This window comes from Gillisia marina, from assembly GCF_000258765.1.
Classification (GTDB): Bacteria; Bacteroidota; Bacteroidia; order Flavobacteriales; family Flavobacteriaceae; genus Gillisia; species Gillisia marina.
Window position 1 is genome coordinate 1 of record NZ_AJLT01000019.1, and the last position, 26,426, is coordinate 26,426.

Annotated in this window: 26 protein-coding genes and 1 pseudogene; 12 read left to right on the forward strand and 15 right to left on the reverse strand. The window is 35.0% G+C overall.

The annotated features are described in order from the left end of the window. Nucleotides 1–71 precede the first annotated feature (71 nt). From ON07_RS05010 to ON07_RS05025, 4 genes are all read right to left on the reverse strand, one after another. Nucleotides 72–2,339 carry an aconitate hydratase gene (locus ON07_RS05010; RefSeq protein WP_010228699.1) on the reverse strand — a complete coding sequence of 756 codons (2,268 nt, stop codon included), beginning with the start codon at nt 2,337–2,339 and terminating at the stop codon, nt 72–74. 549 nt (nt 2,340–2,888) lie between these two features. Next, entirely contained in the window at nt 2,889–3,842 is a 954-nt protein-coding gene (locus ON07_RS05015) for an AAA family ATPase (protein ID WP_010228701.1), read from the reverse strand. Nucleotides 3,843–3,851: 9 nt separating this feature from the next. Next, on the reverse strand, nt 3,852–5,309 hold the full coding sequence (locus ON07_RS05020) for a peptidylprolyl isomerase (protein ID WP_010228703.1): 1,458 nt from the start codon (nt 5,307–5,309) through the stop codon (nt 3,852–3,854). Continuing rightward, nucleotides 5,272–6,132: a hypothetical protein gene (locus ON07_RS05025; protein WP_010228705.1), complete on the reverse strand. Its 861-nt coding sequence runs from the start codon at nt 6,130–6,132 to the stop codon at nt 5,272–5,274. The genes ON07_RS05020 and ON07_RS05025 overlap by 38 nt, the downstream gene beginning before the upstream one ends. A gap of 203 nt (nt 6,133–6,335) precedes the next feature. On the opposite strand from ON07_RS05025, the gene ON07_RS05030 reads away from it, so the two are divergent. The 3 genes from ON07_RS05030 to ON07_RS05040 all read left to right on the forward strand — a co-directional run bounded on the left by ON07_RS05030 (nt 6,336) and on the right by ON07_RS05040 (nt 7,614). Beyond that, the gene (locus ON07_RS05030) at nt 6,336–6,788 is read left to right on the forward strand and encodes an SRPBCC family protein (RefSeq protein WP_010228707.1); all 453 of its coding nucleotides are present in this window, start codon (nt 6,336–6,338) and stop codon (nt 6,786–6,788) included. Nucleotides 6,789–6,793: 5 nt separating this feature from the next. After that, the gene (locus tag ON07_RS05035) at nt 6,794–7,036 is read left to right on the forward strand and encodes a hypothetical protein (RefSeq protein ID WP_010228709.1); all 243 of its coding nucleotides are present in this window, start codon (nt 6,794–6,796) and stop codon (nt 7,034–7,036) included. 65 nt (nt 7,037–7,101) lie between these two features. Beyond that, nucleotides 7,102–7,614 carry an OmpH family outer membrane protein gene (locus ON07_RS05040; RefSeq protein WP_029331511.1) on the forward strand — a complete coding sequence of 171 codons (513 nt, stop codon included), beginning with the start codon at nt 7,102–7,104 and terminating at the stop codon, nt 7,612–7,614. Nucleotides 7,615–7,885: 271 nt separating this feature from the next. Here ON07_RS05040 and guaB read toward each other — a convergent pair whose 3' ends face one another. The 8 genes and pseudogenes from guaB to ON07_RS05080 form a co-directional block, all read right to left on the reverse strand. Continuing rightward, nucleotides 7,886–9,358 (reverse strand): IMP dehydrogenase, encoded by a 1,473-nt coding sequence (gene guaB, locus ON07_RS05045; protein WP_010228713.1) that lies wholly within the window; start codon nt 9,356–9,358, stop codon nt 7,886–7,888. A 63-nt stretch (nt 9,359–9,421) separates the two neighbouring features. Then, nucleotides 9,422–9,922 carry a hypothetical protein gene (locus ON07_RS05050; RefSeq protein WP_010228715.1) on the reverse strand — a complete coding sequence of 167 codons (501 nt, stop codon included), beginning with the start codon at nt 9,920–9,922 and terminating at the stop codon, nt 9,422–9,424. Then, on the reverse strand, nt 9,922–10,443 hold the full coding sequence (locus ON07_RS05055) for an FMN-binding protein (RefSeq protein ID WP_010228717.1): 522 nt from the start codon (nt 10,441–10,443) through the stop codon (nt 9,922–9,924). The genes ON07_RS05050 and ON07_RS05055 overlap by 1 nt, the downstream gene beginning before the upstream one ends. A 100-nt stretch (nt 10,444–10,543) precedes the next feature. Then, a complete protein-coding gene (locus ON07_RS05060; protein WP_010228718.1) occupies nt 10,544–11,713 on the reverse strand; it encodes a porin family protein in 1,170 nt (389 codons plus the stop codon). Between the two features lie 140 nt (nt 11,714–11,853). Next, complete coding sequence (locus ON07_RS05065) at nt 11,854–12,717, reverse strand: hydroxymethylglutaryl-CoA lyase (protein ID WP_010228720.1); 864 nt, start codon at nt 12,715–12,717, stop codon at nt 11,854–11,856. 113 nt (nt 12,718–12,830) lie between these two features. Next, nucleotides 12,831–13,439 carry a LysE family translocator gene (locus tag ON07_RS05070; RefSeq protein WP_010228721.1) on the reverse strand — a complete coding sequence of 203 codons (609 nt, stop codon included), beginning with the start codon at nt 13,437–13,439 and terminating at the stop codon, nt 12,831–12,833. 14 nt (nt 13,440–13,453) lie between these two features. Further along, nucleotides 13,454–14,483, reverse strand: a pseudogene (locus ON07_RS14590) (quinone-dependent dihydroorotate dehydrogenase). Between the two features lie 151 nt (nt 14,484–14,634). Then, the gene (locus tag ON07_RS05080; protein ID WP_010228725.1) at nt 14,635–17,508 is read right to left on the reverse strand and encodes a TonB-dependent receptor; all 2,874 of its coding nucleotides are present in this window, start codon (nt 17,506–17,508) and stop codon (nt 14,635–14,637) included. A 129-nt stretch (nt 17,509–17,637) separates the two neighbouring features. Here ON07_RS05080 and pepT point away from each other — a divergent pair, with 129 nt between their 5' ends. The 3 genes from pepT (at nt 17,638) to ON07_RS17690 (ending at nt 19,483) form a co-directional block, all read left to right on the forward strand. Further along, complete coding sequence (gene pepT, locus ON07_RS05085; RefSeq protein WP_010228727.1) at nt 17,638–18,879, forward strand: peptidase T; 1,242 nt, start codon at nt 17,638–17,640, stop codon at nt 18,877–18,879. 6 nt (nt 18,880–18,885) lie between these two features. Further along, the gene (locus tag ON07_RS17685; RefSeq protein WP_010228729.1) at nt 18,886–19,215 is read left to right on the forward strand and encodes a DUF1801 domain-containing protein; all 330 of its coding nucleotides are present in this window, start codon (nt 18,886–18,888) and stop codon (nt 19,213–19,215) included. A 106-nt stretch (nt 19,216–19,321) separates the two neighbouring features. After that, complete coding sequence (locus tag ON07_RS17690) at nt 19,322–19,483, forward strand: YdeI/OmpD-associated family protein (protein ID WP_316928096.1); 162 nt, start codon at nt 19,322–19,324, stop codon at nt 19,481–19,483. Nucleotides 19,484–19,538: 55 nt separating this feature from the next. On the opposite strand, the gene ON07_RS05095 is transcribed toward ON07_RS17690, so the two are convergent. The 3 genes from ON07_RS05095 to ON07_RS05105 all read right to left on the reverse strand — a co-directional run bounded on the left by ON07_RS05095 (nt 19,539) and on the right by ON07_RS05105 (nt 21,169). Beyond that, nucleotides 19,539–20,261 (reverse strand): outer membrane beta-barrel protein, encoded by a 723-nt coding sequence (locus ON07_RS05095; protein WP_010228731.1) that lies wholly within the window; start codon nt 20,259–20,261, stop codon nt 19,539–19,541. A 207-nt stretch (nt 20,262–20,468) separates the two neighbouring features. Then, nucleotides 20,469–20,849: a rhodanese-like domain-containing protein gene (locus ON07_RS05100; RefSeq protein ID WP_010228734.1), complete on the reverse strand. Its 381-nt coding sequence runs from the start codon at nt 20,847–20,849 to the stop codon at nt 20,469–20,471. An 8-nt stretch (nt 20,850–20,857) separates the two neighbouring features. Next, entirely contained in the window at nt 20,858–21,169 is a 312-nt protein-coding gene (locus ON07_RS05105; protein WP_010228736.1) for a rhodanese-like domain-containing protein, read from the reverse strand. Nucleotides 21,170–21,407: 238 nt separating this feature from the next. On the opposite strand from ON07_RS05105, the gene ON07_RS05110 reads away from it, so the two are divergent. The 6 genes from ON07_RS05110 to trpD all read left to right on the forward strand — a co-directional run bounded on the left by ON07_RS05110 (nt 21,408) and on the right by trpD (nt 26,374). Next, nucleotides 21,408–21,860 (forward strand): MarR family winged helix-turn-helix transcriptional regulator, encoded by a 453-nt coding sequence (locus tag ON07_RS05110; protein ID WP_010228738.1) that lies wholly within the window; start codon nt 21,408–21,410, stop codon nt 21,858–21,860. 5 nt (nt 21,861–21,865) lie between these two features. Beyond that, on the forward strand, nt 21,866–22,498 hold the full coding sequence (locus ON07_RS05115) for an NAD(P)H-dependent oxidoreductase (protein WP_010228740.1): 633 nt from the start codon (nt 21,866–21,868) through the stop codon (nt 22,496–22,498). Nucleotides 22,499–22,515: 17 nt separating this feature from the next. Then, entirely contained in the window at nt 22,516–23,085 is a 570-nt protein-coding gene (locus tag ON07_RS05120; RefSeq protein WP_029331513.1) for a YceI family protein, read from the forward strand. A gap of 221 nt (nt 23,086–23,306) precedes the next feature. Then, nucleotides 23,307–24,701 carry an anthranilate synthase component I family protein gene (locus tag ON07_RS05125; protein WP_010228744.1) on the forward strand — a complete coding sequence of 465 codons (1,395 nt, stop codon included), beginning with the start codon at nt 23,307–23,309 and terminating at the stop codon, nt 24,699–24,701. A 99-nt stretch (nt 24,702–24,800) separates the two neighbouring features. Beyond that, complete coding sequence (locus ON07_RS05130) at nt 24,801–25,376, forward strand: anthranilate synthase component II (protein ID WP_010228747.1); 576 nt, start codon at nt 24,801–24,803, stop codon at nt 25,374–25,376. A gap of 2 nt (nt 25,377–25,378) precedes the next feature. Next, complete coding sequence (gene trpD, locus ON07_RS05135) at nt 25,379–26,374, forward strand: anthranilate phosphoribosyltransferase (RefSeq protein WP_010228748.1); 996 nt, start codon at nt 25,379–25,381, stop codon at nt 26,372–26,374. Nucleotides 26,375–26,426: the final 52 nt, after the last annotated feature.

Genomic DNA, 26,426 nt, shown 5'->3' on the forward strand with positions numbered 1-26,426 from the left:
CGGGGTTTGCTTTTTTCACTCATTAAGAGGTTTAACATCTCGAGGTGAGCTTCAAATTGCTCTGTTTTCGCCTAAGCGTTATTCTGGATCTTTATCAGGTTTAAAGCTGAACCTTGCTTGAACCATTCAATTTGAGAATCGTTATAAGTATGGTTTGCCTTAAAAGTATCCTTACTACCATCTGCGTGCACAACCTCTACCGTTAATGGCTTATCTGGTGTAAATTCAGCTAGATCTACAAAGTTGAAAGTATCGTCTTCCTGAATTAGATTGTAATCCTTTTCATTTACAAAAGTGATCCCTAACATTCCTTGCTTTTTAAGGTTAGTTTCGTGAATTCTAGCAAAAGATTTTACCAAAACTACCATAACTCCAAGATGTCTTGGCTCCATAGCCGCATGCTCTCTAGAAGAACCTTCTCCATAATTGTGATCTCCTACAACGATAGTTGAAATCCTGGCAGCTTTATATTTTCTGGCCACTGCTGGCACTCCATCGTACTCACCATCTATCTGGCTTTTCACAAAATTGGTCTTTTTATTAAAAGCATTTATTGCCCCAATAAGCATGTTATTAGAAATATTATCTAAATGCCCTCTATATCTTAACCATGGTCCTGCCATCGAAATATGATCTGTGGTACATTTCCCAAATGCTTTTATAAGCAATTTAACTCCTGTAAGGTTTTTACCATCCCAAGGTTTAAAAGGCTCCAACAATTGTAAACGCTCACTATCTTTAGCAACCTTAATTACAACTTCGCTACCATCCTCAGAAGGCGCAACATACCCAGGATCTTCTACATCGAATCCTTTTGGAGGAAGTTCTATCCCTGTTGGTTCATCCAAAAACACTTCTTCCCCATCTTCATTTAATAATTTATCTCTGGTTGGATCAAAATCTAATCTTCCGGAAATTGCTATCGCAGCCACCATTTCTGGAGAACCTACAAACGCGTGGGTATTTGGATTCCCATCGGCTCTTTTAGAGAAGTTTCGGTTAAAAGAATGTACAATCGTATTTTTCTCATCCCCTTTTCTATCACTTCTATCCCACTGCCCAATACATGGCCCACAAGCATTGGTGAAAATGGTAGCATCTAAATCTTCAAAAATTTGAAGTAATCCATCTCTTTCTGCCGTAAATCGAATAGTTTCAGATCCCGGGTTAATTCCAAAATCAGATTTTGATTTTATGTTTTTATCTACCGCTTGCTTTGCAATTGACGCTGCACGAGTAAGATCTTCATAGGATGAATTTGTACAAGAACCTATTAGTCCCCAATCTACCTTTAGTGGCCAATCATTCTCTTTTGCCTTCTCTCTCATTTCTGAAATAGGAGTTGCAAGATCCGGAGTAAATGGTCCGTTCAAGTGAGGTTTTAATTCAGATAAATTGATTTCTATTACCTCATCAAAATATTGTTCCGGGTTAGCATAAACTTCATCATCTCCGGTTAAATGCTCTCTAATCTCATTTGCTGCAGCAGCAACATCTTCTCTAATTGTAGCATTTAAGTAACGCTCCATAGAATCGTCGTATCCAAAAGTAGAAGTTGTAGCACCTACTTCTGCACCCATATTACAAATAGTACCTTTTCCTGTACAAGACATAGAACGAGCACCTTCGCCAAAATATTCAATAATTGCACCGGTACCACCTTTAACGGTTAGTATACCGGCAACTTTTAAAATAACATCTTTTGCAGAAGTCCATCCGGAAAGCTTCCCAGTTAACTTAACTCCAATCAATTTTGGAAACTTAAGCTCCCAAGCCATACCAGCCATAACATCTACAGCATCTGCTCCACCAACTCCAATGGCCACCATTCCTAGTCCCCCTGCATTTACAGTATGAGAATCTGTACCTATCATCATTCCTCCAGGAAATGCATAATTTTCTAATACAACTTGATGTATGATCCCTGCTCCAGGCTTCCAAAATCCAATTCCGTATTTGTTGGAAACAGATTCTAGAAATTCAAATACTTCATGACTTGACTTATTTGCTGAAACCAAATCTAAAGCCGCTCCCATTTTCGCTTGAATCAAGTGATCACAGTGAACCGTAGTAGGAACTGCAACATTCTTTTTTCCAGCTTGCATAAATTGCAGCAACGCCATTTGTGCAGTTGCATCCTGACATGCAATTCTATCCGGAGCAAAATCTACATAATCCTTCCCGCGCTTAAATGCCTGATTAGAATCTGCGTCCCATAAATGAGAATAAAGTATTTTTTCTGAAAGAGTTAAAGGCTTCCCAACAACTTCACGTGCCTTGTTTACACGATCTGCCATTTGGCTATAAACCTTCTTGATCATATCTATATCGTATGCCATATTTTAATTGATTTTATGTTCTAAAAAAGTCTTGCGAAATTACGAAATTCAACCGGATTTTAAAAATTAGTGCAGAAATTGAATAATAATTAAGGATATTTTAAACAAACCCCAGTTTTAAATTCAAAACTTTAATTTGACTTAAAAATGAAATGAAAATTTAAGAATATGATAATTGAGAATCTTGAATTGAATTAAGAAACTGAATTATATTTCCACGGATAAATTGAAGAGCAGGCGTAAATAAGCAGAATTCAAAAATGAGCTTTTATTGTCTTAACGAAACGAAATTTCAGATTCCTAAATCATCTCGTTACCGATAACTATCCGGACAATCGATATGACCTATAGAGTACATTTGTCATTCTGAAAGAAGTGAAACGAATTGAAGAATCTCAACAATAAAAATTTTATTAACTAGAGATCCCTCCTCCCGATAGGTATCGGGACGTCGGGATGACAAGAGAGAATATTTCTTGCAAAGAAGTAAATGTAATTTAATCAAGAAGCTCTTAAAGCCCTTAAAATACTAGAAAAATTATCGAATAACTAAAACAAGGATTGAATGATTTGCCCTTCAGTAATTCCTTCAGCCTCCGCTTTATAATTTTTTATAATTCTATGTCGGAGTATTCCAGGAGCAACCGCTTGTATATTTTCTATATCTGGAGAGAATTTTCCATTTAAAATAGCATGTGCTTTTGCAGCGAGCACCAAATTCTGTGAGGCTCTGGGACCAGCTCCCCAATCTACATAATTTTTTATAAGGTCTGGAGTTGCTTGACCATTTGGCCGACTCTTGCCAACCATTCTTACTGCATATTCAATTACGTTATCCGGCACAGGAACTCTTCTAACCAATTGCTGAATTTCTATAATTTCTGAAGCTGAAAACAATGGATTCACAACTTGCTCTATATTAGATGTGGTTGTTTTCACCACATCTACTTCTTCCTGAAAAGATGGATAATCTAAATTAATGGCAAACATAAATCTATCCAATTGCGCTTCTGGCAATGGATAGGTTCCTTCCTGCTCTATTGGATTTTGTGTTGCCAAAACAAAATAAGGCAAGCTAAGTTTGTAGTGATTTCCCGCAACGGTAACAGATCGTTCCTGCATTGCTTCTAGCAAAGCTGCCTGTGTCTTTGGCGGAGTCCTGTTTATTTCATCGGCCAGAATAATATTCGAAAAGATAGGGCCTTTTATAAATTTAAAATGCCTATTCTCATCTAAGATCTCCGACCCAAGAATATCACTAGGCATCAAATCTGGGGTAAACTGAATCCTTTTGAAGTTTAAACCCAAAGCCTGAGCAATGGTGTTTACCATAAGAGTTTTCGCCAATCCGGGAACACCAATTAGTAATGCGTGTCCTCCGGAAAAAATTGATAAGAGGATTTGATCTACAACCTCCTCCTGACCAACTATTACCTTCGCTATTTCCTTTTTAAGCAGCCGATGTTTCTCGACTAAATTTTCTACAGCGGTAACATCAGACATTTGTGTGTTTTATTTCTTTAACCAATTACTTTCGTAGGAGCAGTCTCTAAATTTACCATTTATTTTAATATAGGTATCTGCGATCTTTTCCTTTTGCCATTTTGCGATAGCTTTCAATTGCTTATCTCTTAATGCCAATTCTTTGATCTTCATGTAATCTTGAACAAAATCTGCCTTATGCTCCTTATACCTTTTATTAACTGTAATAATCTTAAAGAAAGTCTTCCCGGTACGCTCTTGATCTCTTAATACTAAAGAGACATCACCTTCCTGTAAGTTCACAACTTGGTCGTAAAGCTCCGGATCTATTTTAGTAAGCTCGAACCTTGTATCTCCATTTGTAGGGTTTATTAACTTCCCATTATTTGCAGCAGTTTGTTCTTCATCTGAAAATTGTTTTGCAGCAGCTCCAAAGGTGATTTCCTTACTCAAAATTTTAGTTCTCAAACTATCTATTTGAGCTTTTGCGCTTTCTACAGTTGCATTGGTAACATCCGGAATCAATAATATATGTCTGATTTCAAGATTCTGACCAATCACTTTTTCAACCTTAATAATATGATATCCAAATGAGGAAGCAAATGGCTCACTAACTTCACCTTCTTGCAAACTAAATGCAGTGTCTTTAAAATCCTTATCTAAACCATCTTTTCTTGTGATTACCATTCTACCACCATCGCTACTAGAGCCTGGATCCTGAGAGTAAAGCACCGCCTTTGTCCCAAAGCTCGCACCATTATCCACAATATCTTCTCTAAATTCATTAAGCCTATCGATTACCTTTTGCTTTTCACTTTCCGGTACTTCTGGTTTAATTACTATTTGAGCTATCTCTACTTCATCTCCAAAAATTGGTCTTTCATCTTCCGGAATTTTATCGAAATAAGAACGAATTTCTTCAGGTGTAATTTCTACTCCTTCAATAATACTCTGTTGCATTCTTTTAGAAAGCTCTTGGTTCTTGTTCAGCTCAAATAATTCATTTCTAAATTCATCTTCAGAATCCCTTTTATAGAAATTCAACACTTTTTGCATAGAGCCAACTTGTCCTACCATTTGTGTTATTTGCTGATCTACATAACTTCTAACTTCAACATCAGAAACTATAATACTATCCTGAATTGCGTGGTGAGCATAGAGTTTATTTTCTAATAAACTTCCTGCCAATTGGCAATCTGTAATATCTTCAGTAGAAACCCCTTGACTTTTAAGATCCTTATACATAAGGTCTATATCGCTGTCTAAAATAACATAGCCTCCAACAACTGCTGCAATTCCATCAACTTTATATCGCTGAAATTCTGTAGGCTCTTCTTTAACTTCTACCACTTCTTTTTCAGGTTGAATCGCAGTGCTATCTGTAACAATTACTTCCTGTGCATTAACATTGCTTTGAAACCCAATTAAGAGTGTTCCAAGTGCTAAACCTTTAATTATATATTTCAAATTGTTTGTTTTCAATTGCATCTCTAGTTATATCTTTTTCTAATTCTTTTACCAAATTGGCTTTTCGCTTATTAAGCAGGATCTGTTTTATTGTGGAAGTTGCATATTCCAAAGGTGCTTGATCGTTCCTTAAAAGCACGTCGTTTACATACACCAAATATACCTCTAATGAATCTTCAAGCTGAAGAAAATTCGACTTTTTTAAAAGCTGAGACTTATTTCCATCATTTAAAGGAACAATTCTATTATAGACAGACTTTGTACCTACCCAAACCGAATCATTAAAGGAGTAGGATTTAAACTGAAGGGAGATCTTATCAAGGTCAGATTTATCCTCTTCATTAAAGCGTATAAACTTCCTTTTTATATCCTCGAAATCCATGTTATTGCTCAGATTGATAAATCTCAATTTAACAAGGTCTTCATTTAATCTAAAGTTTTCGAGGTGCTCCTTATAATATCCTTCAATTTCATTCTCATTTAAAGCCGTATCCAATCTCTTCGCCACCATTGCATCTGCATAGGCTTTACTATAAAGTTCATTTTTATAGTTACTCACCAACTCATCAAATTCTTTTTGTTGCTCACTGCTTAAGTTAAATTTCGCCTTATCTATTAATAATTGTTGCGTAGCCCATCTATTAATAAAATTGTTCACCATTAAGGTGCTGTCTTCTTCAGAAACTCCTTCGCCAACTAAAGCTTGAATATCTTCTAAATACAAATAATTCTCATTCACTCTTGCAACAACTTCTCGTTCTTCTGCCTTCTGAAAATAATTACAACTTTGTAATACGATTAAGCAACCAAGTAACAGTATAAATTTCGAGATATAATTCTCCATTGTAGGCAGATAACTTTAATAAAATCCAATATTCTTAAAAAAAACCAGAACAATCTGATTATTATAAAAATACAGCTGCAAAAATAATAATTCCTTAAGCTTACACAAGCTACAAAGTGTAAACGATTCAAAATACACTAAATTATACCTTAAAAAATAAATTTTCTGAAGTATCTTAGATAGCCAACTAAAATGATACCAAGATGAAATATTCAAAAGAAATAATCATCGATCTACCCAGAGAAGAAGTAATTGCCAAAATGGAAGACCCCAATAATTTTAAACATTGGCAAAAGGGTTTTGTTTCCTATAAACACATTAGCGGAAAAGCGGGCCATAATGATGCACGTTCTAAGTTGAAGTATAAAATGGGTAAGCGCAATATAGAAATGGTGGAAACTATTGAAAAAAATAACCTACCCAGTAAGCTTTTTGTCTCGTATGATGCAAAGGGAGTTTTCAACCGGCAAAAGAATTATTTTGAAGAAGTTGACAGCAATTCAACAAAATGGATTTCAGATAATGAATTTGAATGCTCCGGCTTTATGAAAATAATCGCATTTTTGATGCCCGGTTCTTTCAAGAATCAAACCTATAAATACATGAAAGACTTTAAAGCTTTTGCTGAAAATGGCACAAGTGTATTAAATGAATAAAACAAATGGAGAGACAAATTAAACTTATCTGGGATTTTAGAGGTCCCGAAGCATTACCTATTGCTAAACATCATGAAATTCATTTAAAAGATTTTATTAAAGCTGAAAAAATTAAAGACCGAGACATAACGGGTTTTGAAGAAATAAACGAGTTACACTCAATTGCTTTTTGGGTAGTCCCGGAGTCTGAGATCAAAACTTATAGAGACGTACTAAAACCAAATAGAGCAACGGTTTACGAAAAATGATCTTTTTGGAATTAATCTTTCGGTTATTTAAAAGGGTCTGCTATATTTGGAAAAATTTAAAAATCATGAAAAATATTTTACTGGCACTTGCCATTTTTATCACAAGTTTAAGTGTTCAAGCTCAAACAAAAGTGGGAACTATAGATGCTGAATTTATTCTATCTCAAATGCCTGAAGCTATAACCGTGGATGAAAGCTTAAAAACCTACAACACAAAGCTACAAGAAGATTTACAAACTACAGTAAAAAAATATGAAGACTTGGTAGCCAACTACCAGACTAATAGCACCACTTTTACAGAAGAGGAAAAAACGACTAAGGAATCTGAAATAATTGGCCTTGAAAATGATATTAAAAGTTTCAGACAAAAAGCTTCGACGTTAATGCAAATAAGACGTAACGAATTAACACAACCTCTTTACCTAAAAATAGATGAAGCTATGCGACTTATTGTTGCTGAACAAAATTACACTCAAATTTTCAATACCAGTATAAATGGAATGGCGTATGCAGATGAGAAATATGATATAACTGAAGCCGTAATGAAAAAGCTAGGTATAGAATTACCTAAGGAATAAATTCAATAAAGTATAGAAAAAAAAGCCTGCTTCAAAATTATTGAAGCAGGCTTTTTTAATTTCAAATTAAATCTCCGGAAGCTACCGGAACAATTTTAATAACATGTCATCCCGACCTTAAGAGGGATCTCCGGTTAAATTGATGCGATTTTATTGAGATTCTTCAGTACAACACTACGCTACCTTCAGAGTGACAATACTATTTTATTGTAATCCCTACTTAGGAAAAATTAACTCTCAGAACCTTCGACAAACACGATATGATAAAAGTCTATCTACTGTAATTAGGAGATTCATTAGTGATCGTTACGTCGTGCGGATGACTTTCATTAATTCCGGAAGATGTGATTTTTACAAATTTCCCGGTCTCTTTTAAAGTTTCAATATCCTTAGCACCACAATAGCCCATTCCGGCTCTAAGTCCTCCAACAAATTGATGAATGCTTTCCTCTAATTCTCCTTTGTAAGGAACGCGTCCTACAATTCCTTCCGGCACTAATTTCTTAATATCATCTTCTACATCTTGGAAATATCTGTCTTTAGAACCTTGTTTCATAGCCTCTACAGAACCCATTCCGCGGTAAGACTTGAAATTCCTTCCTTCATAAATAATAGTATCTCCGGGAGATTCTTTAGTTCCGGCAAGTAGAGATCCTAACATTACACAATCTGCTCCGGCTGCAATAGCCTTTGGAATATCTCCTGTATACCGAATCCCTCCATCTGCAATAACAGGAACCCCAGTTCCTTTAAGCGCCGCTGCAACTTCTAAAACTGCAGAGAACTGAGGGAATCCAACTCCAGCTACTACTCTTGTAGTACATATAGATCCCGGTCCAATTCCAACTTTTACAGCATCTGCACCGGCATCGGCTAAATATTTGGCAGCTTCAGCAGTTGCAATATTTCCAACTACAACTTCTAAATCAGGAAATTTCGCCTTTATACTCTTTAATACTTCAACTACTCCTTTGGTGTGACCATGGGCGGTATCTATGATAATTGCATCTACACCTGCATTCACCAATGCACTAGCGCGTTCTACAGAATCTGCAGTTACACCTATAGCTGCTGCAACGCGAAGTCTTCCGTAGCTATCCTTATTGGCATTAGGTTTTTGAGTGAGTTTTGTAATATCACGGAATGTAATTAGCCCGACCAATATATCTTGATCGTTAACCACTGGTAACTTTTCAATCTTGTTTTCTTGTAAAATCACTTCTGCTTCTTCCAAAGAAGTTCCTTCAGAAACTGTAACCAAATTTTTTGAAGTCATCACCTCAGCAATTGGCCTGCTATTATTTTTTTCGAATCTTAAATCCCTATTGGTTACAATTCCTAATAATTTACCTTCTGCATCAACAATTGGAATTCCTCCAATACTGTGCTCCTTCATATTATTTTTGGCATCCATCACCTTTGCAGACAAAGGCAGAGTAACTGGATCTATAATCATTCCACTCTCTGCACGCTTTACCTTACGAACTTTTAAGGCCTGCTCCTCTATAGTCATGTTTTTATGCAAAACACCAATACCACCCTCTCGAGCCATAGCAATAGCCATCTTGCTCTCTGTAACCGTATCCATAGCAGCGGATATAATTGGCACATTGATAGTAATATTTTTTGTGAATTTTGTGCGAATATTTACTTCGCGAGGCAGAATTTCTGAATATGCTGGAACTAATAATACATCGTCGTATGTAAGTCCTTCCCCAACAATTTTGGATTCGTGTGCAGTCATAGCAATTAAAGATTTAATTGCGTGCAAATATACGTAATTTAAAACAAGGAAAGAGTCTGAAAATCAGCTAATCTTATATTTCTTAATGAGAAGCTGATACATTGCTATAAGAACTGATGTTGTAAAAATAAGTGTCATAAGTACACCGGAGATCATAACAATATATTTCATCCAAGTAACACCAATCCACATAAAATAGATTCCTCCAAAAGTTAGTAAGACCGAAAAGAAAGGTTCTATTATAAGAAACATCTTGAATGCAGTGGGAAGTTTGGTAAAAAGCATGATTGCTCCAAGAAGAAAAAAGATAAAAGACATGGAAAGAATATGCGTATGAATAATGGTAAGCATCTCGCGCTCACCTTTTTTAAATTTCATTACATCCGTATCTAAATCATCTTCATTTCCCAAATAATTTTCTTCGATACCAGATGGGTGTGTAGTCTCTGTTTGATTAACAAACAGCAAACCTGTAAAATAGCCAACACTTAAAACAACAATAAAAGTTGCAAGAAAATATTTAACCTCTTTGGGAAGAGTTAGGAGAAGGCCATTATATTGCATTAAATAATTTTCTTATTATGAAGAATTGCTACAGATTTTAAAATATCGTTCATTGCATTTTTCATGGATCGCACAGAAATAGTTGCTCCCGAGATCGCGGCAATATCATCTAAAGAATCCTTGTTGGATTTCCCTGTGAACTGGCTTAACCATCTTCGGCTACCTATTTCGCCACCATACTCTTCACGATAAATTAATACTTTGGTTCTGGCAATTTTTAGATCTTTATCGAATATAACCAAATAATCAAACTGTGCTGTTTTACTTGGAGCTTTATCTAAATAAACATATCCTAAAACACTTCCTTCAGTTTTAATTTGAAAGAAATTTTCTTTAGTGATTTCTGAAGGTAATCTTGAATTAATCTCTGAAGAAACCTTTACATTTACAATAGTATAGGTGGAGATTTCAAACACATCTTTCACTTCCTTATCTACCTTTTTCTCTAGATTCTTTGGAATCCCAAAAGACATCAAAAAAAGTACTGAAAAAATGATTGGAATTAATTTTCTAAATTTCATACTGCAAAAATATCAATTTGTTTACTCTTAGTCAATTAAAATGCCAAAAGTCGGGATAATAAAGATTATCCCAACTTTTAACATCTTAGCTATATTTTAATTAAAACCATACTCCAACTCCTAAATTGATTTGGTTTTGAGGATCACTTCCACTTACAGCGTTATTTTTAATTTGGTAATCACCTTTAAAAACAACTCCATTAGCAATATGGTAACTTAATCCCATCGTGATTTCGTCTCTATTGTAAGCATCGTTTCTCACCAAAGAACCTTCTGTATCTGCATGGGTATCGTACTGCTCGTATCTAGCAAATGTAAATAGTCTTTGGTCGTTATCTGCCGGTAAAAGATTATAGGCTGCTTCTGCATACCATCCAGATAATTCGCTTCCAAGGTTACTTCCAGTTAATTCATTATAAGCATCCGTATCTGTCAATGATGCATGTATATATTGCCCACGTGCGGTAAATTTGTTTTTGGCATATCTAGCATCAAAACCAATCATAGACATTCCAACATCAGCTCCTTGTAAGTGATCTATTTCATCGTCTGCTTGCGTTCTTCCAAAATATCCTGAAAGACCTAGACGTAGTCCCGGAACACCGTAATATTCTACTTTTGAGGCAAAGTTAGGCTTATTAATAGTAGACTGAATAGCTTTTTGGCGTCCACCACGCAATCCATTCGAGCCACCTATTTTTCCGTTAAGATCTGAATCTGTAGATTTAAAACCATTAAATAAATAAGCTTGATAAGATAAAGAAGCACTATTTATTCTACCATTAAACCCAACCCCAATTTCTCTCCAAGTTGTAGGAACTATAGATCTATCCATACTCGGACGGTTTACGCCATTAAAAGTAGTAGGTTCGTGATATTCGTTAATTATACCCATTGGTACTAACATTAAACCTGCTCTAAGATTTAAATTATTAGCAATGTTATAGTTTACAAAAGCTTGTTCTACAAATACTTCTTCTACATGCTCAAATTCTATTTCAGTTACAAATTGAACTTTATCGCTAAATCTATATCCTAAAAGAACTACCAATCTTTGAACATCTAGTGTTCCATTATCTCCTTCTGGCTGATTGTATATTACTTCTCCATATGCACCAATTGTTACTGCATTCCCGTTACTTGCAGCCAAAATTCGCTGTGCGGCATTTTGTTGCTGCTGCGGATTTGTAGAAATTGTGTCTTGTGTTGTTTGTGAAAATGACAGAGCTGAGGTTGCTCCTAAAATTAATGAAAGTATTACCTTTTTCATTTGTTGTTTATTTAGACTGAATTAAAATAGTGAATTGTTTTCGGGTGCAAATATAGAAACGAATTCTACTTACACAAAACTTATTTAGATTAAATTTAAATAATATTTACCGATAGAAACCGAAGAAAGTATCGATAATACTAATGGTAGGCCGTGAAGATTTTAGAAGCCTCATTATAAGATGATTCAAAACTGGTCATCTTAATATTGGAATCTGCCTTCTTAGAATTGAAGTAAGAAAGCATTTTTTCGGTAGGCATATTCCCTGTTAAATCGTCTTTGGCCATTGGGCAACCACCAAAACCTTGGATGGCTCCATCAAACCTTCTGCAGCCGGCAGTGTAAGCTGCATCAATCTTTTCGTGCCACTTGCTAGGCGTAGTATGTAAGTGCGCACCAAATTCAATATGAGGATATTTTGGAATGAGATTGGAAAACAAATAAGAAATGATCTCCGGAGTACTACTTCCAATAGTATCAGAAAGAGATAAAATACTCACTCCCATCTTAGATAGTTTTTCAGTCCACTCCCCTACTATCTCTACATTCCATGGGTCTCCATAAGGATTCCCGAAACCCATAGACAAATAAGCAACCACTTCCTTATCTGTAGCATTTGCAATTTCTAGAATCTGCTTTAGAGTCTCTGCAGATTCATCGATAGTCTTATGTGTATTCCGCATCTGAAAGTTTTCAGAAATAGAAAAAGGATATCCAAGATATTTGATCTCGGGATGTTGTGATGCATCTTGCGCCCCACGTACATTAGCAATAATTGCAAGTAATTTACTTTGTGTTGCAGAGAGATCTAGTTTAGATAAAACCTCAGCAGTATCTACCATCTGCGGAATGGCTTTGGGAGATACGAAACTTCCAAAATCGATGGTATCAAAACCACATCTAAGAAGCGACTGGATGTATTGAACTTTCTCTTTTGTTGGGATAAAAGATTTAATGCCTTGCATTGCATCCCTGGGACATTCGATAAGTTTAATTTTATCCATGCCCAAAGATACTATTTTAGCATATATATAAAAATAAAGAGAGACAATGTGAAGATTGAAATTTTCAGATGAATTAAGGCCTGAAAATTAAGAAATTGGAATCATTTTAAAATTTAAAGCACGATCATTATTCCTATTCCAATAAAAACAACAATCTGTATCCATTTTAAAATAGAACCCGATTTCTCATGTTGCAGTAAATATCCGGAGATCTTTCCTGCCAAAAGAGCAACCGTTCCAAAAATCAATAATGCCTGTAAAAGAAACAAAAAACCGAGTATATAAAATTGAAGAACTGTATTCCCATTTGGCTCCCACAAAAATCCAGGAAAGAAAGCTAAAAAGAATATAGTCACTTTAGGATTCAAAACATTCATGATAAATCCTTGCCGAAATAAATTTCTGGATCTTTTTGCCGGGACATCATTAATCGCGATAGAACTATCGCTTTTAAATACCTTATATGCTAAGTAAAACAAATAAACAGCACCAAATATCTTAATTAAGGTGAACAAAATTGGAGATGCTTTAATTATTGCTGAAACTCCAAAGGCAACCAAACTGGTGTGAATTAAAATCCCTGAAACTAAACCAAGGGTCGTTACTATCCCTGCTTTTTTTCCATTTGAAATACTTTGGACCAAGACATAGATAATATCTGGCCCGGGAGATAGAGTTAATAATATTGAAGCTGTTAAAAAAGGGATGATTTGTATAAGCACTAATGGAAGTGTTATTAAATTTTATTAGATGCCGATAAAATAGCTTTATTGATCTCTTTAATCAATCCGGGACCTTCATAAATAAAGCCAGTATACAACTGAATTAAACTAGCTCCTGCTTCCAATTTCTCCAATGCATCTTCCGCAGAATGAATTCCGCCTACTCCAATAATTGGAAATGCTTTTTTGCTTTTTTCTGAAAGAAATCGAATTACCTCTGTGGATCTATTTTTTTAATGGTTTTCCGCTCAAGCCCCCCGTTTCTGATTTATTCTCAGACTGAATATTTTCTCTTGATATGGTTGTATTGGTTGCGATAACCCCTGCAATTCCAGTTTCAGCGACTATTTCTATAATATCTAATAATTGATCATCGGTAAGATCTGGAGCTATTTTTAAAAGAATAGGTTTTGGTGCCAGCTTCGAATTATTTAATTGTTGAAGCGTATTAAGCAATGCCGTCAAGGGTTCTTTATCCTGAAGGGCTCTTAGATTTGGTGTGTTTGGCGAGCTTACGTTCACCACAAAATAATCCACATAATCAAATAATGCTTCAAAACAGATTTTATAATCTAAAACTGCATCCTCATTTGGTGTTATTTTATTCTTGCCAATATTCCCACCAATTAAAACATTCTTATTGGAATTCAATCGTTTTACAGCCGCCTCTACTCCTTCATTATTAAATCCCATTCTATTTATAATGGCAGCATCTTCCTTAAGTCTGAACAATCGTTTTTTATCGTTCCCGGGTTGGCCTTTGGGAGTAACAGTTCCTATCTCCACAAATCCGAAGCCTAACTGATCTAATTCCTTATATAAAACAGCATTTTTATCGAAGCCCGCAGCCAGCCCAACCGGATTTTTAAAGGTTAAGCCAAACACCTTTCTCTCCAATTTTGGATCATTCAACTGAAAATAATTTTTAAGGAAAGATGAAGCTCCTGGTATCTTAAAAAGAAATTTTAAGGCATCAAAAGTGAAATAATGTACTTTTTCAGGATCAAATTTAAATAAGAGCGGCCTAATTATAGATTTATACATTGATGGGATGTTTGTGCAAAAATAGCCTATTTTATAAAATGGAAGCAATTATATGGCAGGACTTTAAAAGGTATTTCGGACATCTTTAGATAAATTAAAATCATAAAAAAAACAGTCCGAAGACTGCTTTTTCAATTGTAATAAGAGTTTTTTATTTCAGCGTAAATGCTACTCTCGCAAAAAGGAATCTTCCTCCAATTCCAAATTGTTGTGCCCTTCTAGACCAATCGAACCTTCCACTACTCCTATTGCCAAATTCTTCTTTTGCTCTGTCCGGATATACATCTAATAAATTATTTGCACCTACCGTCAGCGTAAGAGATTCCGAAGCTTTATATCCAAGAGAAAGATCTGTCACGATCTTAGATCCAAATACTTGTTGGTTCTCTACAACTGTAGTTGCCTCTGTAACTTCTCCAAAAAATACATTCCTCAAGAACACGTTGAAGTTTCCAGCTGTAAGGCTGTTTGTAAGATTCACTTTCGTTCTTGGCACGGCCTCTTCTAAATACACTCTACTATCCTCCGGGAAATATGTACCAACTAATCCAGCGCGCTCTAATTGAGGAGAGGCTTTAATACCACCAACTTGTTTGGTTTTAGATAAAGTAGCAGCAAGATCAGATTTCAATCTGAATCCGTTATTAAAAGTGGCGTTATGAGTCAGCACTAAATCCACACCTTTGGATTCTGTATCTATTGCATTTGCAAAGAAGGATGCTGCAGTTGCATTGGCTTGAGATAATAAAATATCTAATTCCGTACCCGTTCCAGGACCTTGAAATTGGCCCGTGTATACTACTCTATCGTCAATCTGTACAAAATATCCATCAACCGTTAAAGATAGGTTGGCATCTGGAATTTGCGCAGTAAATCCAACACTTAAACTTTTAGAGGTCTCTTCTTTTAACTGAGGAATCCCTAATAAATTTGCGGCACGACTATCATTAGAAAATGTTCCTACTTCTTGTGGATTACCGGCGTTATCGAAAATAGTAGAAGTAGAATTAAAATTTAATTGATGTAAAGAGGGCGCTCTAAACCCGGTATTGGCAGCTCCTCTAATATTTATATTATCTGTCAGTTTATATCTTGAAGACAGTTTGAAATTAATTGTAGAACCAAAATCTGAATAATCTTCAAATCGAGTTGCAAAGGTTAGTAAGAATTGTTCTGTAAGATCTGCTTCAATATCAAAATATCCTGCGATACTGCTTCGCTCTCGAGATAATTCGTTTTTAGGACTAAATCCAGGAAACACCTGAGATCCTCCGGGTCTTCCACGACCAAAAAAGTCGGTTGAAGGTGATTGCGATGCTAAGGTTATTGGTGTACCATTTTCTGTGTACTGCTCGTAGGAAGCCCTTTCTCCTGCAACAATTTCATAATTTTCTAATCTATATTCGGCTCCAAAAGCAACGTTTAAACCAGAAAATAGGTCTTCATAAAAATTAGAAATATCCAAATTCGTTGTGTTTTGAGCAAAAGAAAACCCTCCGGCATCAAATGTAGTTGGACTCGCTTGTTTAAGAGAAGCGTTGGAAGTATTAGAAATAAGATATAAAAACTCATTTCTCCCCCACGTATTGCTGAAATCTACATCCCAATCTCCAATTTTACCTTTTATTCCTGCAGCAATAGATTTATCGTTGATCTTGGAATTGATCTCCGGCAAAAATCCATTTATATATATAGGAGTATATGTTCTGTTTTGATTCGGTAATCTATAGAAACCTGCAGAATTTCCTCTTCTTGAACTAATCCCGGCAAAGGAATAAAGCTCGGTTCCATTCTCATCCAAAGGCAATGAGAAATTAGCAAAAAATCTTCCACCTCTAAGCGCAGATTGTCCAACTCTCATATTATAATCGCTCCTTACCTGCCCGCGAGCATTCAACTCATCTTCTGTAACATCAAAATTCAAAAGATCTTGCAAAGTCGCTCGATCTGGCGCGGCATTAATATCATCCTTTAATTGCTGACTAAAATAAGACACACCTTGAGCAAATTGTTGAATTTGAGCGTCTGTTAGATTTGTAATATCCGCTCCAGAATTGGCTGCAACATTTTCTACGGAATTATAAGCATTAAATATATCGCCTTCCCATTCTTTCATTCGACTATAATCTTCTCTAAAATCGAAATCCCCGGAAAAATTAATGAAACCTCCACTTTCGCCAAGTGGTATTCCATAACTAGCAGCTACATTTACCGTTTCCCCATCTACTCCTCCGGTTTGTTCATTCGCATTTTCTGAAAAGTTTGCTCCGGTTGTTACAGAAAGATTCAATTCATTTATATTCTTATTTAATACAATATTTATTACCCCTGCAATAGCGTCAGATCCATATTGAGCAGCCGCACCATCTCTTAAAACTTCTATCCTCTGTATTGCAGCTGCAGGAATTGCATTTAAATCGGTTCCTACACTACCTCTACCAAAGGTTCCATTCACGTTCACTAGGGAAGAATTATGTCTTCTTTTTCCATTGATAAGCACAAGAACTTGGTCTGGCCCGAGACCTCTTAGTGAGGCCGGATCTATATGATCTGTTCCGTCTGAAATTGTTTGAGTATTAGAAGTAAAGGAAGGCGCAACATAATTCAACATCTGATTTAAATTAACTTGTGGCACTGCTGTAGCAAGTTCCTTTATATTTAGCACATCTATTGGAACAGTCGATTCTACTACAGTTCTACTAGGGTTACGGGATCCCACAAGCATTACCTCGCTTAAGGCTAATCCAGAGACCAAAGTTACATTCATAACCGCACTTTGAATTTCCATCCTTTTGGTATCAAAGCCTACAAAGGAAAAAACCAAGGTTTGCCCCATTTCTGCTTCAATATTAAATTTCCCATCAAAATCTGTGATTGTTCCTTTATTAGTACCTTCTATGGCGACAGATACACCACCTAATGGTTGCGATTGATCGTCTACAACCGTTCCTGATATTTCTTGAGTTTGAGCTTGAATTGCCCAACCAACAAAAAACAAACAAAACATTACGTAAAAATTCTTCATAAGTTTATATTTTTGGTTTTACTAAAGATAGTCAAAATTTGGCGTCATACCCATAAAGCAATGATTATCAGAAGCTAACTTATCAATGGCTTATTAACATAAATTATTATTAATACTTATATATTTTAAATGATTTCAAAGAAAAACATTATAGATAGGTTTATTAGTTATGTAACTATAGACACCCAAAGTGATCCAGACAGTAATAAAACTCCCAGCACAGAAAAGCAGTGGGATTTGGCTAATAGACTTGCGGTAGAGCTTAAAAAAATAGGTATGGAGGAAGTGGAAATTGATGAGAACGCCTATATTATGGCTACTTTACCGTCTAATGTTGCCCATAAGGTTCCTGTTGTAGGATTTATATCACATTTTGATACTTCTCCAGATTTCACAGGAACAAACGTGAAACCACAAATAATAGAAGATTACGATGGAAACGATATTATCTTAAATAAAGAGCAGGATATTATTTTATCTCCCGAATATTTTGAAGATCTATTGCAATATAAAGGACAAACCTTAATTACAACAGATGGAACTACCTTGCTAGGTGCAGATGATAAGGCCGGGATCACAGAAATAGTATCCGCCATGGAATATTTAATTAATAACCCTCAAATTCCCCATGGAAAAATTCGTGTAGGCTTTACTCCGGACGAAGAAATAGGTAGAGGAGCTCATAAATTTGATGTGAAAAAGTTTGGAGCTGAATGGGCCTATACGATGGATGGCAGCCAAATTGGCGAGCTGGAATATGAAAATTTTAATGCTGCCGAGGCAGTTATAAAAATTAAAGGAAAAATCGTTCATCCCGGATATGCAAAGGATAAAATGATAAACAGTATGTATATCGCCCAGGATTTTATTAATTCTCTTCCCAGACTAGAAACTCCTGAGCATACCGAGGATAGACAAGGTTTTTTTCATTTAACCGATATTGATGGTGATGTAGAAGAAACGACTCTAAAATATATCATTAGAGATCACGATAAAGATCATTTTGAAGCTAGAAAGGAAATGATAAGCAATCTTGCTCTAGAAATTAATTCGCAACATGAGCGAGAAGCAATAAGTATCGAGATTAAAGATCAATATTTTAACATGCGAGAAAAAGTGGAACCAATAATGCACATTGTAGATCTTGCCGAAGAAGCTATGAAACAATTAAATATTACTCCGCTAATAAAACCAATTAGAGGAGGAACAGATGGCTCCCAATTAAGTTTCATGGGATTACCCTGTCCAAATATTTTTGCAGGAGGGCACAATTTCCATGGGAGATATGAGTATGTTCCAGTAGAAAGTATGCAAAGAGCAACAGAAGTTATTATAAAGATTGCAGAATTGACTTCAGAAAAACATAAATAACAAATTATGGCTAAATCTGAAAATGTAGATCAATATATAGATGCACATCCTAAATGGAAGAATCAATTACTTCAACTAAGGCAGTTATTACTTTCTACGAACCTATCTGAGACTATTAAATGGGGTGCTCCTGTATACACAAAAGACGGCAAGAATTTAGTTGGGATTAGCGCATTTAAAAATCATTTTGGATTATGGTTTTTTCAGGGAGCATTACTTCAAAAAAATACAGAATTACTTGTAAACGCACAGGAAGGAAAAACTCAGGCGATGCGACAAATTAAATTGGATGAAACTTCCAAGATAGATTTGAAGCTTTTAAAAAAAATATGTTGAAGAAACTATTGAGCTGCATAAACAAGGAAAGACCGTAAAGTTAGTTGCACCCAAAAAGGTTGAAATCCCAGATGAATTAAGAAAAGTTTTAAAATCTGATGCTGAACTGAATAAGGCCTTTGGTTCACTTACACCCGGAAAACAAAGAGAATATTCTCTATATATTATTGAAGCGAAAAGAGAAGCTACAAAAGCAACTAGAATCAAAAAAATAACCCCGATGATATTAGCGGGGATTGGCTTAAATGATAAATATAAAAACTGTTAAAACGAAAAAGGAGCAAACTATATTTGCTCCTTTTTTATTATTTATTTTTTTCTTTTTAAAAATAACAGTTTCCACCTTTTCTACGTCTCTTTCCTTTATTTTCAGAATCCCATAATTTTAAAGTTAAACTAACAATTAATTGATCTAATCGAAGATCATCTAATGTAGCTCTATTTACTGTGGGCTCTGCGAAAAGAGCATCATCAGATTGAAAATCTACTACATAAGGATCCGCCGAAGATAAATTATAATCGTAACGCACATCTACACCTATAAATCCAAATTGAGCTTTCACTCCAAATTGAGCAGAAGCTGGAGTGTTCTGAATGGTAACCTCCGCTGGGTTATCTGTAGGTTCAATTCTTTCTATAGTAGATGAAATTATATTTTTATAAGCTACTCCGCCATAAACATCCAAGGGCCCATAAATATTAAACCCAATTAGAAGAGGAACACTGAATTCTTCCACTTCAAATAAAGTTGGTCCTTGAGGAAAATCAAATCTTGACTCTAACTTGGAATAAACCATTTCTGGTCTAACAAAAAATTTTCCGAAATTCACTTGTACCCATCCTCCACCATGAAACCCAATTTCTCCTTCAGCCTCAAAAGTATCGCTTGTATATTGAGAAGGTAGTCCTGAATCTATACCCGTAATTTGACCACCTAATGTCTTATTAATCCCACCTTTCAAACCTACTTGAAATTGTTGAGCATTCATTTGTGAAAAAGAAAAGCTAGTTAAGCTAATAAGGAGGGCGATAACTAATTTATTCATATGAAAGTGGTTAATCCAATGAGTGGCTATTGTTGGTAAATATATTGTTTTAATAGATATTACAAACTTGTTTCTTTTGATAAACGCTTCAAAAATAAAAAAATTATATAATTCTTAAAGTTATGTAAAAATAAAAGGTTGTCCCAAATATCGAAAATTTTATATTCAATACTAGGACAACCCTTAAAAAAAGAAATATTTTATATTCTACTTAATTACATTCATATCACCTGACCATTTCTTAATTCCCCCATCCAAAATATAAATTTGCCGAAATCCAAGTCTTTTTAAAATCATGGCAGCCTCCTGAGTTTTGTTTTCAGAAGTAAAATAAATAGCAATAGGGGAATCTTTATCCAAACTATTTATGCTTTCTAAAGATCCTTCATTAGTTATAATGCTTTCTGCACTAACCAAATGTGATTTTTTAAAGTCATCTTTAGATTTAATCTCATTTTTTAGATCGGAGCCATATTTACTATGAGTTTTCACCTCATCTGTAGTAATTATTTGTATTTCCTTCGCTTTGGACTGCTCGCAGCCTTGTATAATAAAAATAATAATTACTAAAAATAGATAAACTCTCATATAGTAGATTATTTTTGGATTTCACCTTCCCAATCAGTAATTCCTCCCATAAGATTGGAAGCGTTTTCAAAACCTTGTTGTTTCATCAGTGCACATGCTTGGGCACTTCTAGCACCAGACCTACAGTACACATAGTAATCTTTAGATTTATCAAGTTTTTCAACTTCATCAAGAAATCCTTGACCTTTATATATATCTATATTTTTTGCATTTGGAATATAGCCTTCAATAAATTCTTCTTCTGTACGCACATCTAAAATTACTGCGTCTTTATTCTCGCTAACTTCTTTGGACCACTGTTCTTGTGTAAGGTTTTTCATATGTATAATTTTTATGCTGAACTAATAATCAATTGAAATGTAAATATAATGTAAACCAAATTACTGATTAAGTACAACACTCGATAATTTTAACTGGTGATATTTATTAAACGCATATTATCTCTCTTTATTAAAATTAATATGCAACCCTTTTTCATTTAGAAAATATTTAACAGAAAATATTAATTTGAATTCAATATTAAAATTACATTTGTATATACAAATATTGTTCAAACAAATGAAAATAGAGACGATCATAAAATCAGAATTCGAATTACCTGCCACCAGGAAACTAATTCTCAGTATTCTACTTTCAAATAATTTAATAAATGATAAGGTCGCCGAAGCTTTAAAACCTTTCGATCTAAGTATTCCCCAGTTCAATGTGTTAAGAATCCTTCGAGGACAAAAAGGTAAACCAGCCAACTTATCCACCATTCAGGAAAGAATGGTAAGTAAAATGAGTAATACAACAAGAATTGTAGATAAGCTTATCGCTAAAGACCTTGTTTCCCGAATAGTTTGCGAGAAGAATAGAAGAAAAGTAGAAATAACCATAACTAAAAAAGGATTAGATATACTTTCTAAACTCGACCCTATCATAAACACAACTGAGGAAGAAATTACAGAAAATTTGAGCTCTTCAGAAATTAAACTTTTATCAGAAACATTACAAAAACTATTAAAATAAAAACTATGAGTACATATATTGAAGACTTAAACTGGCGTTATGCCACCAAAAAATTTGATGCAAATAAAGAAGTTTCGTCAGAAGATCTAGAAAAACTATTAGAAGCTATCCAGCTTACTGCTTCATCATACGGATTACAACCTTATGAAGTTATAGTAATTAAGGATGCTGCTTTAAGAGAAGAATTAAAGGCACACTCTTGGAATCAAACCCAAATTACAGATGCTTCAGAAGTTATTGTATTTGCTAATAAAACACAAATTACATCAGCTTATGTGGATTCATATTTAAATGACATTGCAAGCACTCGCTCATTAAAATTAGAAGATTTAGACGGTTTAAAAGGAATGTTGGAATCTACTATTCTGAAACTTGATGCAGAAGACCAAAGTCTTTGGGCTGCAAAACAAGCATATATCGCCTTAGGTAATTTACTATCTGCTGCAGCTAATTTAAAAATAGACACATGTCCAATGGAAGGTTTCGATGCCACCAAATATGACGAACTTTTAAACTTAAAAGAGAAAGGGCTTACTACAGCAGTAATTGCTACTATTGGTTATAGAAGCGAGGACGATCAAACGCAGTTTGCCGCAAAGGTTAGAAAAAGCAAGAATGATTTAATTAATACTATATAAACTAAAAAATGATTGTTATGAAAAAGAATGTTTTAAAAGGCTTAGCAGCTTCGGTAATTGTACTTACAACAGTAGCATTTACAAGTGTAAAAAAAGAGATCAATATTACAGAAAGTAAAGTAACCTGGACAGGGGAAAAAGTGACTGGATCTCATACCGGTACGATTAACTTGAAAAGTGGATTTTTAAGCATGGAAGACGAAAAATTGATTGGTGGTGAATTTGTGATGGACATGACGAGTATCTCCAACACCGATCTTTCAGGAGAAAGCAAGCAAAAATTAGAAGGCCATTTAAAGTCTGAAGACTTTTTTGGAGTTGAAAAATTCCCTACTTCAAAATTGGTAATTACTAGTATTGCTGAAAAAGGAAATGGTTCGTATGGCGCTGTTGGTAACTTAACCATCAAAAACATTACAAAACCAGTGACTTTCGATCTAAAAATGAAGGAAGATTCTGCGAATGCAAAACTAACAATAGATAGATCTAAATACGATGTAAAGTACGGTTCTGGAAGTTTCTTTGATAATCTTGGAGACAAAACGATCTATGATAATTTTGATCTGGAAGTGAATTTAAAGTTTTAATAGCCTATAGTTAAGATATTTAGTATTTCAGTTTGAAAAAACCTTTGTCAATTCAACTTTCATACTTATATTTGACCCAATGAAAATTAATACAGTACATACTTGGTGGTGGAGTAACTTACGTCAAAACGTCGTGAAGTAACACTGCTATAGTATTTTCATATACAAGGCTTGTCTCACGACAAGCCTTTTTTTTGTTTAATTTTTTCTGAAACAATAACATGTATACTTTAAAAACTACTTATAAAAAATTACTTGCAGATACGATTACTCCAGTGAGTGTCTATCTTAAAATTCGAGATAAATATCCTAATAGTTTATTGCTGGAGAGTAGTGATTATCACGCAAACGATAATAGTTTTTCCTATATCTGTTGCAACCCCATCGCCTCCATCAAAATAAAAAATGGAGAAATTCAGGAACTATATCCAGATGCTTCAAAAAAAAATTCAGCCATAACTCCAGAAATTAAGGTTTCAGAAGCAATTCAAAATTTCTCCTCCTTATTTAAAACAGAGAATTCTAATTTCAAATTTATAAATAACGGATTGTTCGGATACACAGGCTACGATGGAGTTCAGTATTTCGAAGATATTCAAATCACGAAAAAGAAAGGAGATCTTGAAATTCCGGAAGTTTACTACGCGGTGTATCAAAATATCATTGCGATTAATCATTTTAATAATGAAGCCTATATTTTTGATCACAATTTTAATTCTGAAAACAAGCTAGAAGAAATTGAACAGCTGATTAAAGTAAAGAATTTCGCGACTTATAATTTTAGAAGAGAAAATGCTGCGATTTCAAATTTAAGCGATTCTGAATTTAAGGAAAATGTAGCATTGGGTAAAAAACATTGTCAGCGCGGAGATGTTTTTCAACTAGTCTTATCCCGAAGATTTTCTCAAAGTTTTAAGGGAGACGAATTTAATGTGTATCGTGCCTTAAGAAGTATTAACCCCTCTCCTTATTTGTTCTATTTCGATTATGGAGATTTCAAGATTTTCGGCAGTTCTCCGGAGGCACAATTAGTAGTTTCCAACGGTAAAGCAGAGATCCATCCTATAGCTGGAACTTTTAAACGTACCGGAAATGACGAACAAGACGCAGCATTAGCTAAAAAGCTTTCTGAAGACGATAAAGAAAATGCCGAACACGTGATGCTTGTTGACCTTGCCAGAAACGATCTAAGCCGGCATAGCACGAATGTAAAAGTGGAGAAATATAGAGAAGTTCAGTTTTTCTCTCATGTTATTCATTTGGTAAGCAAGGTAACCGGAACTAAAAACAAGGAAATTGGCACCATGCAAATTGTGGCAGACACATTTCCTGCGGGCACACTTAGTGGAGCACCAAAACATAGCGCCATGTCGCTTATCGAAAAATATGAAAACGTAAATAGAAGTGCCTATGGCGGCGCCATTGGTTTTATGGATTTCCACGGAAATTATAATCACGCTATAATTATTAGGTCTTTTGTTAGCAAGAACCATCAATTACATTATCAGGCCGGAGCAGGAATTGTATCTGAATCTAGTGAAGAAAATGAATTACAAGAAGTCTATAACAAGTTAGGCGCATTAACGCAAGCCCTAGAGATTGCTGAAGAAATATAATGGGGGCGTTCCCCTTTGGGTCGGGCTTTCGGTTGTCGCTTCCCGGTTAGCACCGGTAGAGCTCCGCAAAACCTCAATCCCTAACGCAAAAAGAAAGAAATGAAAAAAATTTTAGTCATAGATAATTACGATTCCTTTGTATACAATTTGGTTCATTATTTAGAAGAATTAGATTGCAAAGTGACGGTATGCCGTAATAATGAAGTGGATATGGATATGATTGCCAATTACGATAAGATCTTATTATCTCCGGGCCCTGGAATACCCGATGAAGCCGGATTATTAAAAGATATCATTGCCAAATATGCAGCTACCAAGAGTATCTTAGGAGTTTGTTTGGGGCAACAGGCCATTGGTGAAGTATTTGGCGGAAAATTGATTAATCTAGATACTGTTTTTCATGGCGTTTCCACCAAAATAAATATTGCAGTAGATAATGAGAGCCTATTTAAAGATTTGGGTAAAGAGATCATGGTAGGTAGATATCATTCTTGGGTTGTTGCAAATGAATTACCGGCATCTTTAGAAGCAACTTCTTTCGATGAAAACGGACAAATAATGTCCTTGCGTCATAGAAAGTATGATGTAAAAGGAGTGCAGTTTCACCCGGAATCGGTGTTGACACCAATGGGAAAACAAATCATGAAGAACTGGATCTTAGAAAGCGGAAAATAATTATGAAACATATACTTAACAGACTAATCAATCACGAGACCATTTCGAAGCAGGAAGCAAGCGAAGTCTTGGTGAATATTTCGAGAGGTGAATACAACGAGAGTCAGATCGCTGCATTTTTAACTGTTTATATGATGCGAAGCATCACTATAGACGAATTGGAAGGTTTTCGGGATGCCTTGCTAAATCTGTGTTTATCGGTAGATCTTAGTGACTATAATGCTATCGATCTTTGTGGAACGGGAGGTGACGGAAAAGACACTTTTAATATCTCCACCCTTTCTTCTTTTGTAGCAGCCGGTGCAGGAATCGAGGTTTCCAAGCATGGAAATTATGGAGTTTCATCTATTAGCGGAAGTTCGAATGTAATGGAATATTTGGGAATAAAATTCAGCAACAAAGCAGACTTTTTAGAGCGTTGTATCGATAAAGCCGGAATATGTGTTTTACACGCTCCCCTATTTCACCCCGCTATGAAAAATGTGGCTCCAATTAGAAAGTCCCTGGCGGTTAAAACCTTTTTTAATATGTTGGGTCCTATGGTAAATCCAGCATTCCCAAAGAATCAGTTAGTAGGGGTTTTTAGTTTAGAATTGGCCAGAATGTATGGATATCTCTATCAGAACACCGATAAGAATTTCACTATTTTACACGCATTGGATGGTTACGATGAGATCTCTTTAACTGGAGCTACCAAAACTATTTCAAATACGTCTGAAGGGATATTAGAACCTTCAGATTTTGGCGTGGAAACCTTAAAAGCATCAGAAATATCTGGTGGTAATTCAATAGAAAATTCAGCTAAAATATTTGTCGATATATTAGAAGGGAAAGGTACTATTTCACAAAACAATGTGGTTTGCGCCAATGCAGGAATGGCTATTGCAACTTCAACAGGTTGTACCCCGAAAGAAGGATTTACAAAAGCACAAGAATCTTTGAATTCTGGAAAAGCTTTTAAAGCTTTAAAGAAATTACAAGAATTAAGTGCTGCATAAATAGTTGAATTGGATATGTTTTAAACCAAATAATTGTTTCGTCACCCTGAAT